Source organism: Pseudomonas sp. QLc11A (assembly GCF_052112305.1).
GTDB classification, from domain to species: Bacteria; Pseudomonadota; Gammaproteobacteria; order Pseudomonadales; family Pseudomonadaceae; genus Aquipseudomonas; species Aquipseudomonas laurylsulfatiphila.
On record NZ_JAVAJJ010000008.1, the window covers coordinates 92,957 to 108,703 of the forward strand.

Annotated in this window: 12 protein-coding genes and 1 tRNA gene; 8 read left to right on the top strand and 5 right to left on the bottom strand. The window is 60.0% G+C overall.

Going from position 1 to position 15,747, the window contains the following annotated elements; all coding sequences use genetic code 11:
* Window positions 1-21 precede the first annotated feature (21 nt).
* The 5 genes from Q8X48_RS13890 to Q8X48_RS13910 all read left to right on the top strand — a co-directional run bounded on the left by Q8X48_RS13890 (window position 22) and on the right by Q8X48_RS13910 (window position 8,665).
* Window positions 22-1,581, top strand: coding sequence for an acyl-CoA synthetase (locus Q8X48_RS13890; protein ID WP_407801562.1), 1,560 nt, complete (start codon window positions 22-24; stop codon window positions 1,579-1,581).
* A 378-nt stretch (window positions 1,582-1,959) separates the two neighbouring features.
* On the top strand, window positions 1,960-3,834 hold the full coding sequence (locus Q8X48_RS13895) for a DUF1302 domain-containing protein (protein WP_015094842.1): 1,875 nt from the start codon (window positions 1,960-1,962) through the stop codon (window positions 3,832-3,834).
* Window positions 3,835-3,847: 13 nt separating this feature from the next.
* Window positions 3,848-5,206 (top strand): DUF1329 domain-containing protein, encoded by a 1,359-nt coding sequence (locus Q8X48_RS13900; protein ID WP_102674736.1) that lies wholly within the window; start codon window positions 3,848-3,850, stop codon window positions 5,204-5,206.
* Window positions 5,207-5,274: 68 nt separating this feature from the next.
* On the top strand, window positions 5,275-6,231 hold the full coding sequence (locus Q8X48_RS13905) for a WD40/YVTN/BNR-like repeat-containing protein (protein WP_015094844.1): 957 nt from the start codon (window positions 5,275-5,277) through the stop codon (window positions 6,229-6,231).
* 7 nt (window positions 6,232-6,238) lie between these two features.
* On the top strand, window positions 6,239-8,665 hold the full coding sequence (locus Q8X48_RS13910; protein ID WP_407801561.1) for an efflux RND transporter permease subunit: 2,427 nt from the start codon (window positions 6,239-6,241) through the stop codon (window positions 8,663-8,665).
* Between the two features lie 199 nt (window positions 8,666-8,864).
* Here Q8X48_RS13910 and Q8X48_RS13915 read toward each other — a convergent pair.
* Window positions 8,865-8,952, bottom strand: a tRNA-Ser gene (locus tag Q8X48_RS13915).
* A 123-nt stretch (window positions 8,953-9,075) separates the two neighbouring features.
* On the opposite strand from Q8X48_RS13915, the gene Q8X48_RS13920 reads away from it, so the two are divergent.
* Window positions 9,076-9,747: a Bax inhibitor-1/YccA family protein gene (locus Q8X48_RS13920; protein ID WP_015094846.1), complete on the top strand. Its 672-nt coding sequence runs from the start codon at window positions 9,076-9,078 to the stop codon at window positions 9,745-9,747.
* Between the two features lie 60 nt (window positions 9,748-9,807).
* Here the strand turns inward: Q8X48_RS13920 and Q8X48_RS13925 are convergent, their stop codons facing one another.
* Together Q8X48_RS13925 and Q8X48_RS13930 are read right to left on the bottom strand one after the other, a co-directional pair.
* On the bottom strand, window positions 9,808-10,137 hold the full coding sequence (locus tag Q8X48_RS13925) for a YceK/YidQ family lipoprotein (protein WP_015094847.1): 330 nt from the start codon (window positions 10,135-10,137) through the stop codon (window positions 9,808-9,810).
* A gap of 56 nt (window positions 10,138-10,193) precedes the next feature.
* Complete coding sequence (locus Q8X48_RS13930; protein WP_015094848.1) at window positions 10,194-10,631, bottom strand: Lrp/AsnC family transcriptional regulator; 438 nt, start codon at window positions 10,629-10,631, stop codon at window positions 10,194-10,196.
* Window positions 10,632-10,767: 136 nt separating this feature from the next.
* Between Q8X48_RS13930 and Q8X48_RS13935 the strand changes: the two genes are divergently transcribed.
* Window positions 10,768-11,661, top strand: a complete 894-nt coding sequence (locus tag Q8X48_RS13935) for a DMT family transporter (protein WP_015094849.1) — start codon at window positions 10,768-10,770, stop codon at window positions 11,659-11,661.
* A gap of 15 nt (window positions 11,662-11,676) precedes the next feature.
* On the opposite strand, the gene Q8X48_RS13940 is transcribed toward Q8X48_RS13935, so the two are convergent.
* Both Q8X48_RS13940 and Q8X48_RS13945 read right to left on the bottom strand, forming a co-directional pair.
* Window positions 11,677-12,717: an FUSC family protein gene (locus tag Q8X48_RS13940; RefSeq protein WP_407801621.1), complete on the bottom strand. Its 1,041-nt coding sequence runs from the start codon at window positions 12,715-12,717 to the stop codon at window positions 11,677-11,679.
* Window positions 12,718-12,761: 44 nt separating this feature from the next.
* Window positions 12,762-14,387, bottom strand: a complete 1,626-nt coding sequence (locus Q8X48_RS13945; protein WP_407801560.1) for an NADP-dependent glyceraldehyde-3-phosphate dehydrogenase — start codon at window positions 14,385-14,387, stop codon at window positions 12,762-12,764.
* A 468-nt stretch (window positions 14,388-14,855) separates the two neighbouring features.
* On the opposite strand from Q8X48_RS13945, the gene Q8X48_RS13950 reads away from it, so the two are divergent.
* Window positions 14,856-15,743: a Dyp-type peroxidase gene (locus tag Q8X48_RS13950; RefSeq protein ID WP_015094852.1), complete on the top strand. Its 888-nt coding sequence runs from the start codon at window positions 14,856-14,858 to the stop codon at window positions 15,741-15,743.
* Window positions 15,744-15,747: the final 4 nt, after the last annotated feature.

Consider the following 15,747-nt stretch of genomic DNA (forward strand, 5'->3'; position numbering starts at 1 on the left):
GCTGCAACTTCAGGAGAGACCATGTACTTCACTCAGCCCTTGCACCGTAATCTACAGTGCGCGCCCGAGCGATTAATGACGATCTACGGCGATCGCAGTCGCACTCTGCAGCAGTTTGTCGAGCGTGTTGCGAGACTGGCCGGAGCGTTGCGTGAGCTTGGCGTACAGAGTGGCGATTGCGTCGCCATGCTGGGTTTGAACTCTGATCGTTACCTCGAATATTGCTTCGCCGTACCCTGGGCCGATGCCGTTCTCAATCTTTGCAACACGCGCTGGAGTGCGGAGGAGAACGCTTATGCCCTGACCGATTCGCAAACCTCGGTACTGTTGGTTGACGAGACTTTCAAGGACATCGGTCTGCGGTTATCCAGGCAGGTTCCTTCGTTGCGTCATGTCATCTACGTCGGTGACGGCACCACGCCGGATGCGATGCTGGATTACGAAACGCTGATTGCCCAGGCCTCGCCCATGGAGGATGCCCGACGTGGCGGCGATTCACTCCTTGGTGTGTTCTATACCGGCGGCACCACGGGTTTCCCCAAGGGCGTGATGATCAGTCATACGGCCTTCTGGAGCAGCCAGATTGCGCTGGATGTCGAGGGCCTGGTGCCGCCTGATTCAGTCATGCTGCGCGCAGCACCGATGTTCCATCTGGCGGACATGTCCACCGGTTATGTCGGTGTGCTTGAAGGCGCGACTCACGTCATTCTGCCGGCGTTCCAGCCGGCCGAAGCGATGGCGGCGATTCAGCGTCACGGCATTCAGGTGGCCATGCTGGTGCCGACCATGATTCAGTTGTTGATCAATCATCCCGAGGTGGGCAATTACGACTTGTCCTCGTTGCAGCACCTGGTGTACGGCGCTTCGCCCATTCAGGAGCAGACGCTGTGGAGCCTGCAGGCCATACTGCCGCAACTGCAGCTGTTCCAGGCTTATGGCCAGACGGAGATGTCGCCCATTGTTTCGCTGCTCGGCCCGGCTCAGCACACCGCGGCGGCCGCCGCTGCCGGAATACTGCGCTCCTGTGGTCGTGCCACCCGGGCGGTGGAAGTCAAGATCGTCGACGACGATGGCCGTGAGGTGCCTCGTGGCTGCATCGGTGAAATCGTCGTTCGGGGCCCGAATGCAATGAGCGGGTACCTGAACAAACCCGAGCAAACCCTGGCGGCTCTGCCTGGTGATGGCTGGTTGCGTACGGGGGACGGGGCCAGGATGGACGAAAATGGCTACATCTTCATTGTCGACCGCCTCAAGGACATGATCGTCACCGGTGGCGAAAACGTGTTCTCGGCGGAGGTCGAGAATGCCTTGTGCAGCCATCCGGATATCGCCATGTGTGCGGTGATCGGGATCCCTAGCGAGCAATGGGGCGAGGCGGTGCATGCCGTGGTGGTACTCAAGCCTGGCACTGAACCGAATGGCGAAGAATTGATCGCCCATTGCAAGCGTCAGATCGCCGGCTACAAGGCGCCGAAAAGCGTGGAGTTCCGTGCTGCGTTACCGCTCTCGGGCGCTGGCAAGGTGCTCAAGAGCGAACTGCGTGAACCGTTCTGGCAGGGCAGTTCGCGGCGAGTTGGTTGAGCGACCCATCTCCGGGCGCAATCGACCATGGATGACTTGAGCCGGCAACTGCCAGGTCATCGATGAGCTCTTGTGGACGGGCTTTGCGCCCCGGCTGTTTCTCCCTTCCTGCTTGATTCGCTCCGGCTGTTGTGCACAACAGCCGGCAGCGGCGTGCGCCTGCATTTCCCATTCGCCAGTGCGGTGTGACTCTCTTTCCTGCCTCCCTCCCAACCCCCTCCCATCTCGGGAGGGTTAAGCGCTGCGCAGTCAATGTTTACTTGTCCGGCCAGTCTCTGGCGGCCGGGTGGTTGGGGAGGGAGGTTTTTCACAGGGAATCCAGGAGCCAAAGAGTGGTGGGTTGAACCGTAGCGTCGGGATTATTTAGGAATGTGAACAATGATAAGAATAAGTTCGCCACAAACAGGCTTTGTCCGGCATCAGCTTGGTCAGGCAGTCGTGCTTGGAATTCTCGGAGTGGGCGCCGGCAATGCCCAGGCATTCAATTTTGATACCGAGAGCGGTTGGTCGGGGAGTCTCGACACCACACTTTCCGTTGGCAGCAGCTGGCGTGCCGAAGGGCGCGATAACGAGTTGTACAGTCGGCTCGACGGACAGGTGATCGGCAAGACCGACGGCCTGGGCGGTTCCAATACCGATGGCGGCAACCTCAACTACGATCGCGGCGACCGGTTTTCTACCATCGGCAAGTTCCTCACCGAACTGAACCTGCACAACGGCGACATGGGCGGCATGCTGCGCGTGAAGGGCTGGTACGACCAGGCGCTGGAAGACGAAGACGTGCACTTTGGCAACCAGGCCAATGGTTACCAGAAAAAGCCATTGTCCGATAACGGCTTTGACGACCTGCAAAGGAACAAAGGCGTTTACCTGCTCGACGCCTACGTCTACGACACCTACCACCTGGACGATCACCCGCTGCAGGTGCGCCTGGGTCGCCAGGTGCTGAACTGGGGCGAGAGCATCTTTGTTCAGGGGCTCAACCAGATCAACCCGATCGACGTTCCTTCACTGCGCCGTCCGGGCACCGAGGTCAAGGAAGCGTTGCTGCCGGTGTGGATGATTTCCAGCAGCTTCGGCTTGAGTGACGGGCTGTCGCTGGAAGCGTTCTACCAGTTCAAGTGGGAGCCTACTGCCGTTGAGGGCTGTGGCAACTACTGGTCGACCACCGAAACCATCATTTCGACTCATCCGGGTGGTTGCACCATGGCCACGTCGCTGCCTAACGTCAGCAACCCGGTCGGCTTTCGCAATGGCATGAACGTCCCACTGAGCACTGGCGATGAAGCCCGGGATTCGGGGCAATGGGGGGTGGCGCTGCACTATCTGGTCGAATCGATCGACACGGAGCTCGGTGCCTACGCCATGACCATCCACTCGCGTACGCCGATCATTTCCGCCCAAAGCGGCGATTGGGGCCGGATCCCCGCCGGGGCGCGGGCACCCTTCCTCAACCCGGTGCAGGTCCATGAAAATCTGCCGTTCGGTGCGACCTCGACGACTGCCTTCTGGGAGTATCCCGAAGACATCCACCTGTATGGCCTGAGCGCCGCCACCACGCTGGCCAGTTGGTCGGTCGGTGCGGAACTGAGCTACTCGCCAAACACGCCGGTACAACGTAACGGCAACGACCTGCTTGCCGCCGCTGCCCAAGGGGTGGGGCCTCAAGGTGCGGGCGCGCGAGCCGCTGGCCCGAATGCCTATATCACCGGGTATGACCGCTTCGATAAAACCCAGTTGCAGATCAACGGCATCAACCTGTTCCCCAACGTTCTGGGCGCATCGAGCTTGCAGGTGGCCGGTGAAGTGGCCTTCCAGTGGAACGACATCCCTCAGGATGACAGCGACATTCGTTACGGTCGCGGTTTCATCTTTGGCCCGGGTTCGGCGCCCAGCTATGGCGGGAACCTCTGCGGCACTGCGACCAACCCGCAACCCGACGGCTGCAAGAACGACGGTTACATCACCGACTTCGCCTGGGGCTACAGATTGCGAGGGCAACTGGAGTACCCGGACCTGTTGGGCGTAGGCGTCAGCACTTACCCGAGTTTGTTTCTGGGGCAGGACGTGGAAGGGGTTTCGATGGACGGTCAGTTCAACGAAGGCCGGTTTACCGTCGGTGCCGGCGTTCGTTTCGACTACCTGAAGGCCCACAGCCTGGAGTTCAACTATGTGACGTACAACAACGACGCCAAGTACGACCCGTTGCGTGACCGGGACTACTACTCGATGAATTACAGCTACAAGTTCTGATGAGGAACAAGGCATGAAAACAATAAAGACTTGCCACACCCCGCGTGCCCTGGCTATTGCCATCGCACTGTTGCTTGGCGGGAACGACGCTTTCGCCAAATTGACCGACGCAGAGGCGGCGCGCCTGGGTAACGACCTTACTCCGGTTGGCGCCGAGAAGGCCGGTAATGCCGATGGCAGCATTCCAGCCTGGCAGGGCGGCCTGACGGCTCCTCCGGCAGGCTGGAGTCCGGAGAAGGGCTACGTTGATCCGTTCCCGCAAGACAAACCGCAGATGGTGATCACCGCGGCCAACGCCGATCAATACAAAGACAAGCTGTCTCCCGGCACCCTGGCTTTGTTGAAGAAGTATGACAACTTCAAGATGCCGATCTACCAGACCCGGCGCACCGCCGCACTGCCGGCTGAAGTCACCGCCAAAGCCAAGACTCAGTCCACTCAGGTCGAGTTGCAGGGTTTCGGTTTGAGCAACCTCAATGGCTCGAACATACCGTTCCCGATCCCGAAGAATGGTCAGGAAGCAATCTGGAACCACTTGGTTCGCTACTTGGGCGGTGGATTCGAGCGGACCTATCACTGGTTCCCGGTACGTAGCAGCGGCGAGTTCTACAAGGTCGGTTTCCGCGAGAACCGCGTGTTCGACCAGAACATGGATCGCAGTATGGACAACCACCTGTTTTCCTTCCTGGGCTACTTCCTCGAACCGGCCACGTTGCAGGGCACAGTCTACCTGGTGCGCGAACCGGTGGACCAGGTCAAGGAAGCGCGCTCGGCCTGGATCTACAACGCCGGTGCACGTCGTGTGCGCCGCGCACCGGATCTGGCGTATGACAACGTCAGCGATGGCACCGAGAGCATGCGGGTGACCGACCAGTACGACGGCTATAACGGCGCGCCCGACCGTTATGACTGGAAACTGGTCGGAAAGCAGGAAATCTATGTTCCGTACAACGACTACAAGTTGTCCGATAAGTCGCTGAAATACGAAAACATCCTGCAAAAAGGCACCGTCAATGCCGACCTGATGCGCTACGAACTCCACCGTACCTGGGTCGTCGAGGGCACGCTCAAGGCCGGGCAGAAGCATATCTACGGCAAGCGCGTGATGTATCTCGACGAGGACAGCTGGACCGTGTTGCTCGAAGACGCCTACGACACCCGCGGCCAGCTATGGCGCATTGGCGTACACCCGACGATCCAGTTCTACGACGTCGGTGTGCCGTGGTACCGCGCCAACATCTTCCATGACCTGAGCAACGGCAACTACATGGTCTCGGGCCTGGACAATGAGGTCAAGCAACCCTGGAAGTTCGGCGTCAAGGGGCGTCAGGCCGACTTCCAGCCCGATGCCCTGCGTCGCGCTGGTCACTAAGCCCTCAGGCAGTCTCAAGGCGACCCGATTGCGGGTCGTCGATTACAAATACAAGAGAGGAGCGGCCAATGGCTATTTTGGGCAAGTCCGTTCACAGGGTGTTGTGGGCGGCACTCATCGCGGCATCTGCTGTACATGCCGAGACGCCTGGCTCGATCCAGACCGGGATCAATTCGCAGCGAATCATCCTGCTCGATATCCAGCGTGTGGGCAGTCAACTGTTCAGTGCCGGCGAGCGCGGCTGGATCCTTCGTTCCGCGGATGATGGGCAACATTGGCAGGGCATTCATACGCCAGCCGATCGAACGCTGACCGGGCTTGCTTTCGCCAACGACCGACTGGGTATCGCCGTTGGACATGGCGCGACCCTGTTGCGCACCACCGATGGCGGTCAGCAATGGACAGCCGTAGGGGTGGACGGTATCGGTCATGATTCGCTGCTCGGTGTCACCTACCTGGGCGGCCAGCATTTCGTCGCCTATGGCGCATTCGGTCACTATCTGGAATCCGTCGACGCTGGCTTGAGCTGGAGCAAGAAAACGGTGATGGGGGAGGACTTTGATCGGCACATCGCCAAAGTGCTGAAGGTCGGTGGTGACCTGTTCCTTTTCGGCGAGTCCGGCACCTTGCTGCGCTCGCGTGACCTGGGGCTGAACTGGGACGCGTTGCAATCCCCTTACGAGGGTTCTTTTTTTGGCGGACTGCAGACGCCAAGTGGTGCGCTGTTGGCTTTCGGCATGCGCGGCAATCTGTATCGCTCAAACGATCAGGGAGATACCTGGCAGCTGATTCCCCTGGACGCCAAGGTTGCACTGCAAGGGGGGCAGGTTTTGTCTGACGGGCGTATCGCCCTGGTCGGCAATGCCGGACTGCTGGCACTGAGTAACGACGATGGCAAAAGCTTTGAGCTGAGTCACGCCGCCCGTGGCGGGCTCTCGCAGATAGTTGCGGTGCCCGGCGGTGCCCTGGCCGTGGGCGATGCCGGTGTTCAGTCTCTGAGCTTGACGCAAGCGACAGCCAATTGAGGTTTCTATGAGTAAGTACCACGACAATCAGGGGCTCGAGCTTGTGGGCGACGTTCAGGTGCTCGACCGCCACCACTTCTCCCGTAGTCTGGTCGGTCAGGTGTCCTGGTGGATTTTTCACTTGCGTCGCCCGCTTCTGATTTTTTTCATTCTATTGACGCTGCTGTTTACCTTCACCGCCACACGGCTGCGTGTGGAGGCGGGCTTTTCCAAGATGATCCCGCTGCAGCATGAGTACATGCAGTCCTTTCTCAAGTATCAGTCGGTTTTCGGCGGCGCCAACAAAGTATTGCTGGCGTTGAAGAACGAAAAGGGCGAGATCTTCGACCCCGGATTCATGGAGAGCTTGCATCAGGTCACCGAGGAAGTTTTCTACATCAAGGGCGTCGAGCGTAGCTCGGTCACTTCGTTGTTCACCTCCAATGTGCGCTACAACGAGGTGGTAGAAGACGGCTTCAGGGGCGGCAACATTGTTGCGGCCGACTTCTCCGGTACTCCAGAGCAACTGAAGGCGGTGCGCGAAAATGTGCTGAAGTCCGATTGGGTCGGCCGTATCGTCTCCAATGACTTGAGCGCCGCCATGGTGGTGGCGAACTTGCAGGAAGTGGACCCGGAGACAGGCTTGCGCCTGGATCTGCAAGCGGTCAGCCAGTCCCTGGAGGCGATTCGCGCCAAGCACGAAAAAGATGGCGTCAGTGTGCACATCATTGGTTTCGCCAAGTCGACCGGGGATATCGCAGACGGTGCCGCCGGGGTGCTGCTGTTCTTCGCCGTGGCGTTCGTGATCACCGCACTGTTGCTTTATTGGTATTGCGGCTCGCTGATGCTGACGTCCTGGGCATTGGTTTGCGCCATGGTCCCGGTGGTATGGCTACTGGGTCTACTGCCGCTGTTGGGGTTGGCCCTCGACCCCATGTCGATTTTGGTGCCGTTCCTGATTTTCTCCATTGGTGTCTCCCATGCGGTGCAGATGACCAACGCCTGGAAACTGGAAGTGTTGCATGGTCACGACAGCATTACCGCTTCGCGCAATTGCTTCCAGAAACTCTTCATTCCAGGTGCCATGGCGCTGCTGGCCAATGCACTGGGGTTTCTGGTAATCGCCTTCGTGCAGATCGAGATGGTGCGGGAACTGGCCATCACCGCGACGTTGGGGGTCAGCCTGATGATCCTCACCAACAAACTGCTGTTGCCGATCCTGCTGTCTTACATGCGCATTTCGGCCAAGGATGCCGAGCGCCTGCGGGGCAAGGAAACCTCTGGGGACTGGTTGTGGGAGCACCTGGGGGGATTGGCAACCCGCAAGGGCAGTGTGCCGGTCATCCTGATTGCGGTGGTTCTGCTCGGTGTCGGCATGTGGCAGGCGGGAAAGTTGAAGGTGGGAGACACGGGGCAGGGTGTCCCGGAGCTGCGTGCCGATTCGCGTTATAACCAGGACGTGGCGATGGTCACCCGTAACTTCGCCATCGGCGTTGACCTGTTGCAGGTGGTGGTTGAGGCAAAGGGCAACGAGTCGCCCTGTGTTGATCGCAACATTCTGGGCAAAGTCGAAGATTTCGAATTCGAGATGAAGCAGACCCCGGGTGTCGGTACGGTGCGAGGGCTGGCGGGCTATGTCGGGCAGATCACCCAGGGCTACGCGGAAACCTTCATCAAATGGCGCACCATTCCCGAGGAGCAGGCGCAAATTGCCCAAGGCGTGGGGTTCGCTACGCGCCTTGGCAATGAACTGATGAACTCCACCTGCAGTGCCATGCCGATCTCGCTGTACACCGAAGATCACCAGGCCTCGACTATCAGCAACATCATCGAACGGATCAAGGCGTTCAAGGTAACCCACGACGGCGATGACCTCCGTTTTCAACTGGCCAGTGGCAATGTCGGGGTAATGGCCGCGACCAATGAGGCGGTCGAGGCGGCGGACAAGTGGGTGAACCTCGCGCTTTTCGGCTCGGTGACCTTACTCTGCCTGCTGAGCTTTCGCTCGCTGCGTATCACCCTGTGCATCATTCTTCCACTGGCGCTGGTCACGGTGCTGTGCAACGGGTTGATGGCATGGCTGGGCATTGGTCTCAAGGTCAACACGCTACCGGTGGTGGCACTGGGCGTCGGGGTCGGCGTGGATTACGGCATTTACCTGTTCGAGCGGATCAAGCACGAAATGCATTCACGTCATTCAGACCTGCGTCAGGCGTTTGTCGAAGCGCTGAAGCAGCGTGGCACTGCCTCGTTGTTCACCGCAATAACAATGACGGTGTCCGTGTCCACATGGGTGTTTTCCACCCTCAAGTTCCAGGCCGACATGGGCGTGCTGTTGGCGTTCATGTTCCTGGTCAACGTTTGGGGCGCCATCCTGTTGCTACCGGCACTGGCGGCATGGCTGCTACCGCCGGTGCACGCCGGCAAGCATCCTGCGCAGCCATCCGCAAACTAACTCCATGCAGTACTTTGGCGGCCTTCGGGCCGTCTTTTTTTTGGGGGGGGAGTCAGGGGGGGCAACGCTTGTATCGTTACGCTTGGGCATCTGCCAGTTTGGCTGCTGCAAAGAAGTGGGCTGAAGTGTGGGCTGGGAAACTTTACCAAACCCCAGAAACGACAAAGCCCTGAATAATCAGGGCTTTGTCGTATAAAGATGGCGGAGGCGATGGGATTCGAACTCATGGACCTGTTACAGTCGACGGTTTTCAAGACCGTTGCCTTAAACCACTCGGCCACACCTCCGTTTGCGTTGCGGGCGCCATAATACCTGAATGAAACACACTGTCAAACTCTCTGCATAGCTAGTTACAGAGTGTCTGTTATGATCTTTGCGACTGAACGTTTCAAACCAACAGGAGTGTCGCCATGCGCGAACAGGATTACGCAGTTAATAACAGCGTGCAGGCTGAGCAGCTAGAGGTTAGCCGCGTCCTGCGCAACACATACGGCTTGCTCGCCCTGACCCTCGCATTCAGTGGTGTGATGGCCTACGTTGCCCAGCAGATGCGTGTTGGCTACCCGAATATCTTCGTGGTGCTGATCGGCTTCTACGGTCTTTTCTTCCTCACCAACAAACTCCGTGATTCCGCCTGGGGCCTGGTGTCGGCATTTGCCCTGACCGGTTTCATGGGTTTCCTGCTTGGTCCGATCCTCAACCGTTACCTGGGTATGCAGGGCGGCGCTGAAGTGGTCAGCTCGGCCTTCGCGATGACCGCGCTGGTGTTCGGTGGCCTGTCGGCCTATGTGCTGATTACCCGCAAGGACATGAGCTTCCTCGGCGGTTTCATCACGGCAGGCTTCTTTGTGCTGCTGGGTGCGACGCTGGCGAGCCTGTTCTTCCAGATCAGCGGCCTGCAACTGGCGATCAGCGCAGGTTTCGTGCTGTTCTCCTCGGTGTGCATTCTGTTCCAGACCAGCGCCATCATTCACGGCGGTGAGCGCAACTACATCATGGCCACCATCAGCCTGTATGTATCGATCTACAACCTGTTCGTCAGCCTGTTGCAGTTGTTCGGCATCATGAGCCGTGATGACTGATCGTCGGCCTTGAAGTAAAAAACCCGCTCAGGCGGGTTTTTTATTGCCTGGAAACCAGGGTTACTCGGTAATGACAATGCTGCCGTCAGCTTGCTGGCGGTAGATGGTGTATGGCAGCAGCAAGGTGTCCATCGCCCCGGACACGACCACGTCAAGCAGCACGACGGCGGGGGCGGGGCCATGTATCTGTGCATCCCGACCCTCTTCGAGGGGCGCGTTCAGCATGCAAAAGTCGTAGGTCACGCCGCTGTAGATTCGCGGTACCGCGCCGCAGTAACTCTTTTGTTCCTTGAGACTTTTCGACGCTACTTCATCACTGCGCACAACCGTCTGAATCGTGCCGCAACCCGCAAGCATCATAGCCACCAGTAGCATTGCCTGAGTTTTCATACCGTCAATCCTTCGCCGGAAACCATCAATCTACTGCAGCCTGAAACAAATATCACTCACGCCATGGGCGGTAACCGGCGCTTGACCGGGGTTTTCTTGACGATGGCCGTGTTGGTTTCAGCGTGGGTGTTGAGGCGGTCGAGCAGGGTGTCCAGTTGCTCCATCGAGCGCACGTGCAGGCGTGCGATGAAACAGTCGTCGCCGGTCACCTTGTCGCACTCGGTGAATTCGGGAATGGCCATGATTTGCCGCTCCACCTCTTGCAACTGGCCCGGCAACGGGCGAATACGCACGATGGCCTGGAGTTGATAGCCGAAGCTTTTCGGGTCGATTTCAACGGTGTAGCCCTTGAGCACGCCGCGCTCTTCCAGGCGGCGCAGGCGCTCGGCGACGCTGGGGGAGGACAGGCCACTGATTTGCGCCAGGGCCTTGAGCGAGCGTCGCGAGTCTTGCATCAGGGCCGTGATCAGCACTTGGTCGATGTCATCGGTCATGGCGAAACCCTCTGTTAGGCATTTTTTCAAAACCGCCTTTATAAAAAAGGCAGATTCAGAGTTTAGCCTGCTTTTTGCTATGGAGTGGCGCTGTGGTGCATTGGCATACTTTGGCCACAAACACAGGAGTCTGATGATGGACAAAACCCTACGCCGCGGTTCGTTTGAAATGACGGCCGCCATGCTGATCTCCGGCACCATCGGTTGGTTCGTGCTGGTGTCCGGGCAACCGGTGCTGGATGTGGTGTTCTGGCGCTGCCTGTTCGGTGCCGGCACCTTGCTGCTGATTTGCGCCGCCTTCGGCTTTCTGCGCCCCGGCATTCTGACCCGCACCACGTTTTTGCTCGCCGTGCTCAGCGGGGTGGCGATCGTCGGTAACTGGGTGTTGTTGTTCGCGTCCTATTCCCGGGCGTCGATTGCCATCGGCACCGCCGTCTATAACGTTCAACCGTTCATGCTGGTCGGGCTGGCGGCGCTGTTTCTCAACGAAAAGATCACCGCGCAGAAAATGCTATGGCTGGGCGTGTCGTTTCTCGGGATGCTGGCCATCGTCAGTGCTCATGGCAGCCAGGGCGAGAGCGGCAGCGATTACCTGACGGGCATTGCCCTGGCACTGGGCGCGGCGTTTCTCTATGCGATTGCCGCGCTGATCATCAAGCGTTTGACGGGTACGCCACCGCACCTGATTGCGCTGATCCAGGTCAGCACCGGCGTGTTGTTGCTCGCACCATTGGCGAATCTTTCGACACTGCCGCAGGCGCCGAGCGCATGGGCCAGCCTGGTGACACTGGGCATGGTGCACACCGGTGTGATGTATGTGTTGCTGTACGGCGCCATTCAAAAACTGCCGACTGCGCTGACGGGGGCGCTGTCCTTCATCTATCCGATCGCGGCGATTTTCGTCGACTGGTTTGCCTTCGGCCATCGTCTGGAGCCACTGCAATGGATCGGCGTCGCGGCGATTTTGCTGGCCGCCGCCGGTATGCAGCAAGGCTGGTCGCTGAAGTTTCGGCGCACGGTGACGCCGTAACCCGCTTCGCCGGCGTCAGATGTTCCAGCGCGGCGCGTTCCTGGCCAGGCGCTGGCGCATCTCGCCGATGTTGGCAGCCAGTTGTCGGGTCAGCAGGCGATAGCCGTCCAGTGTGTTGTAGACCGGCGCATCGAGGCTGACCAGCGGCACCTCCATGGGCCGATCGAGGCGCTGGACGGCGCCTGATTTCAACGCCCGGGCCATGCCGATCAATTGCACGCGGATCTGGCGATGCTCGGCGTTCAATGCCGTTTGCAGGAGCGTCATGGCCTCGGGGTCATTGGCATCCGGTCGGGTATTGCCAAGGATTTCCAGGGTGCTGACGCACATGCGCAGGTTGCGCTGGATGGCATCGAGCTCGGTCATGGAAATCTTCACTTCCTTGGACACCGACGGCATCAGTGAGCGCAGTTGCACCATCGCCGCATTCAGGCGCGTCATGAGTTTGAGGTGTTCGTCGGCGGTGATGGCCTGGCCGTCAATGATGCGCCCGTAGACTTTCGCGCAATCACGCAGGGCATCGGCCAGGTTGTAGCGCCAGGAATACACCGCGTACAGCGGCAGGGCGAAGGAAAACGCCAGGGCCAGGGCAATGCCGATCAGGATATCCACCCCGCGCCACAAGCCATCGGTGACCGGGTTGTCGCCATGCCCGGCGACGATGAACACGGTAATCGCCGACAGCAGTGCGGTGTAGCCGCCCTTGCCGATGGCGTGATACGAGAAGAACCCGCAGACCACCGACATCGCGAAATAGGTCAGCCAGGGCATTCCGAGCCAGGCCTGTTGTGCCACCAACGCCAGGCCGACACCGGCGCCGATCAAGGTGCCGATGGCACGCTCGGCGGCTTTCTTGCCGATGTTGCCGTGGTGCTGCAAGCCGCCGATCACCACCAGCATGGTCACCGACGCCCATTCGCCGTGGGGCAGTTTGATCCCGGTGGTCAGCAGGATCGTCGCCAGCAAGCCGAGCGACACCCGCACCGCATGGATCACCCGGGCGTGGCGGTAGCGCCGGTACGGGTCCAGCAACGGACGCAGCAATCGGCGCAGCAGCGGTGGCAGTCGATCGGCTCTGGATGTACTCAGGCTGGCTCTCCTCAGAAGATGTAGTCGGTGGTCAGGAAGCTCGAACTGCGGCCACTGATGATCTCGCTGATCAGGTCCTTGTTGGTCTCCTGGAACTTGGTGGCCACCAGCGTGCGGATCGAAAACACCCGCAGTGCGTCATGCACCGACAGGGTGCCTTCGGCCGAGTTCTTGCGACCATTGAAGGGGTAGGTGTCCGGGCCACGCTGGCATTGGGCATTGAGGTTGATGCGCCCGACCTGGTTGGCAAAAGTGTCCACCAGCCGGCCGACCGCCACCGGATTGGTGCCGAAGATGCTCAACTGCTGGCCGAAGTCCGACTCCAATACGTAGTCGATCACGGTATCCAGATGACGGTACGGCACGATGGGGATGACCGGGCCGAACTGTTCTTCCTGATAAACCCGCATCTGCGGTGTGACCGGGTACAGCACCGCCGGGTAGAAGAACGACGCCCGGGCCTCGCCGCCGTTGGGGTTGACCACCCTGGCGCCTTTGCTCTCGGCATCTGCCACCAGGGCATGCAGGTAGTCGACCTTGCCCGATTCCGGGAGGGGCGTCAGGGCTACGCCACTTTCCCAGGGCATGCCGGGCTTGAGGTTGGCGAGCCTGGCATTGAATTTGTCGATGAAGGACTCGACCACGTCTTCGTGGACAAACAGGATCTTCAGGGCGGTGCAGCGCTGGCCATTGAAGGACAGCGAACCGGTCACCGCTTCACTGACCGCATTGTCCAGATCCACTTCCGGCAGGACGATGCCCGGGTTCTTCGCATCCAGGCCCAGCGCCGCGCGCAAGCGGTGGGGCTTGGGGTGGAGTTTTTTCAGGTCGCTGGCGGCCTTGTTGGTGCCGATGAAGGCAAAGATGTCGATCTTGCCGCTGGCCATCAGCGCACTGACCGTCTCGCGGCCGCTGCCATAGATGACGTTGATCACTCCGGCCGGGAAGCTGTCGCGGAAGGCTTCCAGCAGCGGGCGAATCAGCAGCACGCCGAGTTTCGCCGGTTTGAACACCACGGTGTTGCCCATGATCAGCGCCGGGATCAGCGTGGTGAAGGTTTCGTTCAATGGATAGTTGTAAGGCCCCATGCACAGGGCGACGCCCAGCGGCACACGGCGGATCTGGCCGAGGGTGTCCTGTTCCAGTTCGAAACGGCTGGAGCGGCGGTCGAGCTCTTTGAGCGCGTTGATGGTGTCGACGATGTAGTCGCAGGTGCGGTCGAACTCCTTTTCCGAGTCCTTGAGGTTCTTGCCGATTTCCCACATCAGCAGCTTGACCACGGCGTCGCGCTGCTCGCGCATGCGCCCGAGGAAGGTTTCGACGTGCTGGATGCGCTCGGCCACGCGCATGGTCGGCCACAATCCCTGGCCGCGGTCGTAGGCGCGCACGGCAGCGTCGAGGGCGGTCAATGCGGTGTCGGCATCGAGCAGCGGCGTGCTGCCAAGGATCACTTGCTCGTCGCCGTTGGCACCGGTCAAGTACACCGGGCTGCGGACTTGGGCCAGTGGCCCGTTCCAGGTTCTCAGGACGCCATCGACCAGGTACTCACGCTGTTCGGTCTGGCCTTCAAGGCGATACTTTTCCGGGACGTCGGCGGGGCTCGGGAACAGGTTCTGGAGAATATTGGCTGTGGTCATGTCGTTACCCCTCTGGATTGGGTGATGCACTGATGAATCGTTTTAGCAGACCTCAGCAACCCTTGTCATGACTCATCTCAGCGTTTTTGCCGTCCGCGGGTTTATCGGTGCCCTGCGTCATGGCCTCAGAAGCGCCCCTTGTTGGCCCCTAATGCCCTCAACCCGCCCGCCTGGCATTGGTAGGAGCTTTTGTGGTGGGTGGACTTCTGTGGTGAGTGGGCTTCTGTGGCGAGGGGGCTTGCCCCCGTTGGAGCGCGCAGCGCTCCCCCTACATTTCCAGTCATACCGAAGCTGCAGGTTTTGGGGCTGCTTCGCAGCCCAACGGGGGCAAGCCCCCTCGCCACAGAAGCCACTTGCCATATTAGTCCACTTACCACCGAAGCCCCTTTGCCACAGGTTCCTGGCCTCCGACGGCACACAAAACCTCACACACCGGTTAAACTCCATGCTCTTTTTCAAGGAGTTCATATGAGTCATTACCAGCCGGGCATTCTCGCCACCCCCGTTCCGCCTCAAGCCCGCCATATGTTCTTCGCGCTCGAATCCGCCGCTGCACTGCCGGCTGCGCTCGATAACCTGCAAGGGCTGGTGGACGGCAAGTCGGTGGTGGCCGGCTTCGGCGAGTCCCTGGTCAAGGCGCTGGACGGGCAGATCGAAGGTCTGCGGCCGTTCCCGGCGCTGACGGGCGTCGGCGTCGACAATCCGTCGACCCAACACGCGCTCTGGTGCTGGCTGCACGGTGAGGACCGTGGCGAGTTGCTCAACCGCAGCAACGCCATCACAGCGGCACTGGCCCCGGCGTTGCGCCTGGTGCAGATGAACGAAACCTTCCGCCACATGACCGGCCATGACCTGACCGGCTACGAAGATGGCACCGAGAACCCGCATGACGAAGCCGCAGTGGCTGCTGCACTGGTGGCTGAAGGCGCGGACGGCCTGGTGGGTGGCAGCTTCGCCGCGATCCAGCAGTGGCAGCATGACTTGAAAGGTTTCCATGGGCTGTCGGCGGATGAGAAAGACAACATCATGGGCCGTCGCCTGAGCGATAACGAAGAGATCGACGATGCGCCGGTTTCCGCCCACGTCAAACGCACCGCCCAGGAAAGTTTTGCGCCCGAGGCCTTCGTGGTGCGCCGCTCGATGCCGTGGATCGAAGGTGACCGTGCCGGCCTGATGTTCCTGGCCTTCGGCTTCTCCCTCGACGCCTTCGAAGCCCAACTGCGGCGCATGAGTGGCCTGGAAGACGGCATCACCGACGGCCTGTACCGCATCAGCCGTCCGGTCACCGGTGGCTACTACTGGTGCCCGCCGCTCAAGGACGGTCGACTGGACCTGCGTGCATTGCGTATCGACTGAACGG

What these genes read in the sequence shown, in the direction of transcription:
- Q8X48_RS13890 (WP_407801562.1), top strand. Translation starts at nt 22, where the DNA reads ATGTACTTCACTCAGCCCTTGCACCGTAATCTACAGTGCGCGCCCGAG.
- Q8X48_RS13895 (WP_015094842.1), top strand. Translation starts at nt 1,960, where the DNA reads ATGATAAGAATAAGTTCGCCACAAACAGGCTTTGTCCGGCATCAGCTT.
- Q8X48_RS13900 (WP_102674736.1), top strand. Translation starts at nt 3,848, where the DNA reads ATGAAAACAATAAAGACTTGCCACACCCCGCGTGCCCTGGCTATTGCC.
- Q8X48_RS13905 (WP_015094844.1), top strand. Translation starts at nt 5,275, where the DNA reads ATGGCTATTTTGGGCAAGTCCGTTCACAGGGTGTTGTGGGCGGCACTC.
- Q8X48_RS13910 (WP_407801561.1), top strand. Translation starts at nt 6,239, where the DNA reads ATGAGTAAGTACCACGACAATCAGGGGCTCGAGCTTGTGGGCGACGTT.
- Q8X48_RS13920 (WP_015094846.1), top strand. Translation starts at nt 9,076, where the DNA reads ATGCGCGAACAGGATTACGCAGTTAATAACAGCGTGCAGGCTGAGCAG.
- Q8X48_RS13925 (WP_015094847.1), bottom strand. Translation starts at nt 10,137, where the DNA reads ATGAAAACTCAGGCAATGCTACTGGTGGCTATGATGCTTGCGGGTTGC.
- Q8X48_RS13930 (WP_015094848.1), bottom strand. Translation starts at nt 10,631, where the DNA reads ATGACCGATGACATCGACCAAGTGCTGATCACGGCCCTGATGCAAGAC.
- Q8X48_RS13935 (WP_015094849.1), top strand. Translation starts at nt 10,768, where the DNA reads ATGGACAAAACCCTACGCCGCGGTTCGTTTGAAATGACGGCCGCCATG.
- Q8X48_RS13945 (WP_407801560.1), bottom strand. Translation starts at nt 14,387, where the DNA reads ATGACCACAGCCAATATTCTCCAGAACCTGTTCCCGAGCCCCGCCGAC.
- Q8X48_RS13950 (WP_015094852.1), top strand. Translation starts at nt 14,856, where the DNA reads ATGAGTCATTACCAGCCGGGCATTCTCGCCACCCCCGTTCCGCCTCAA.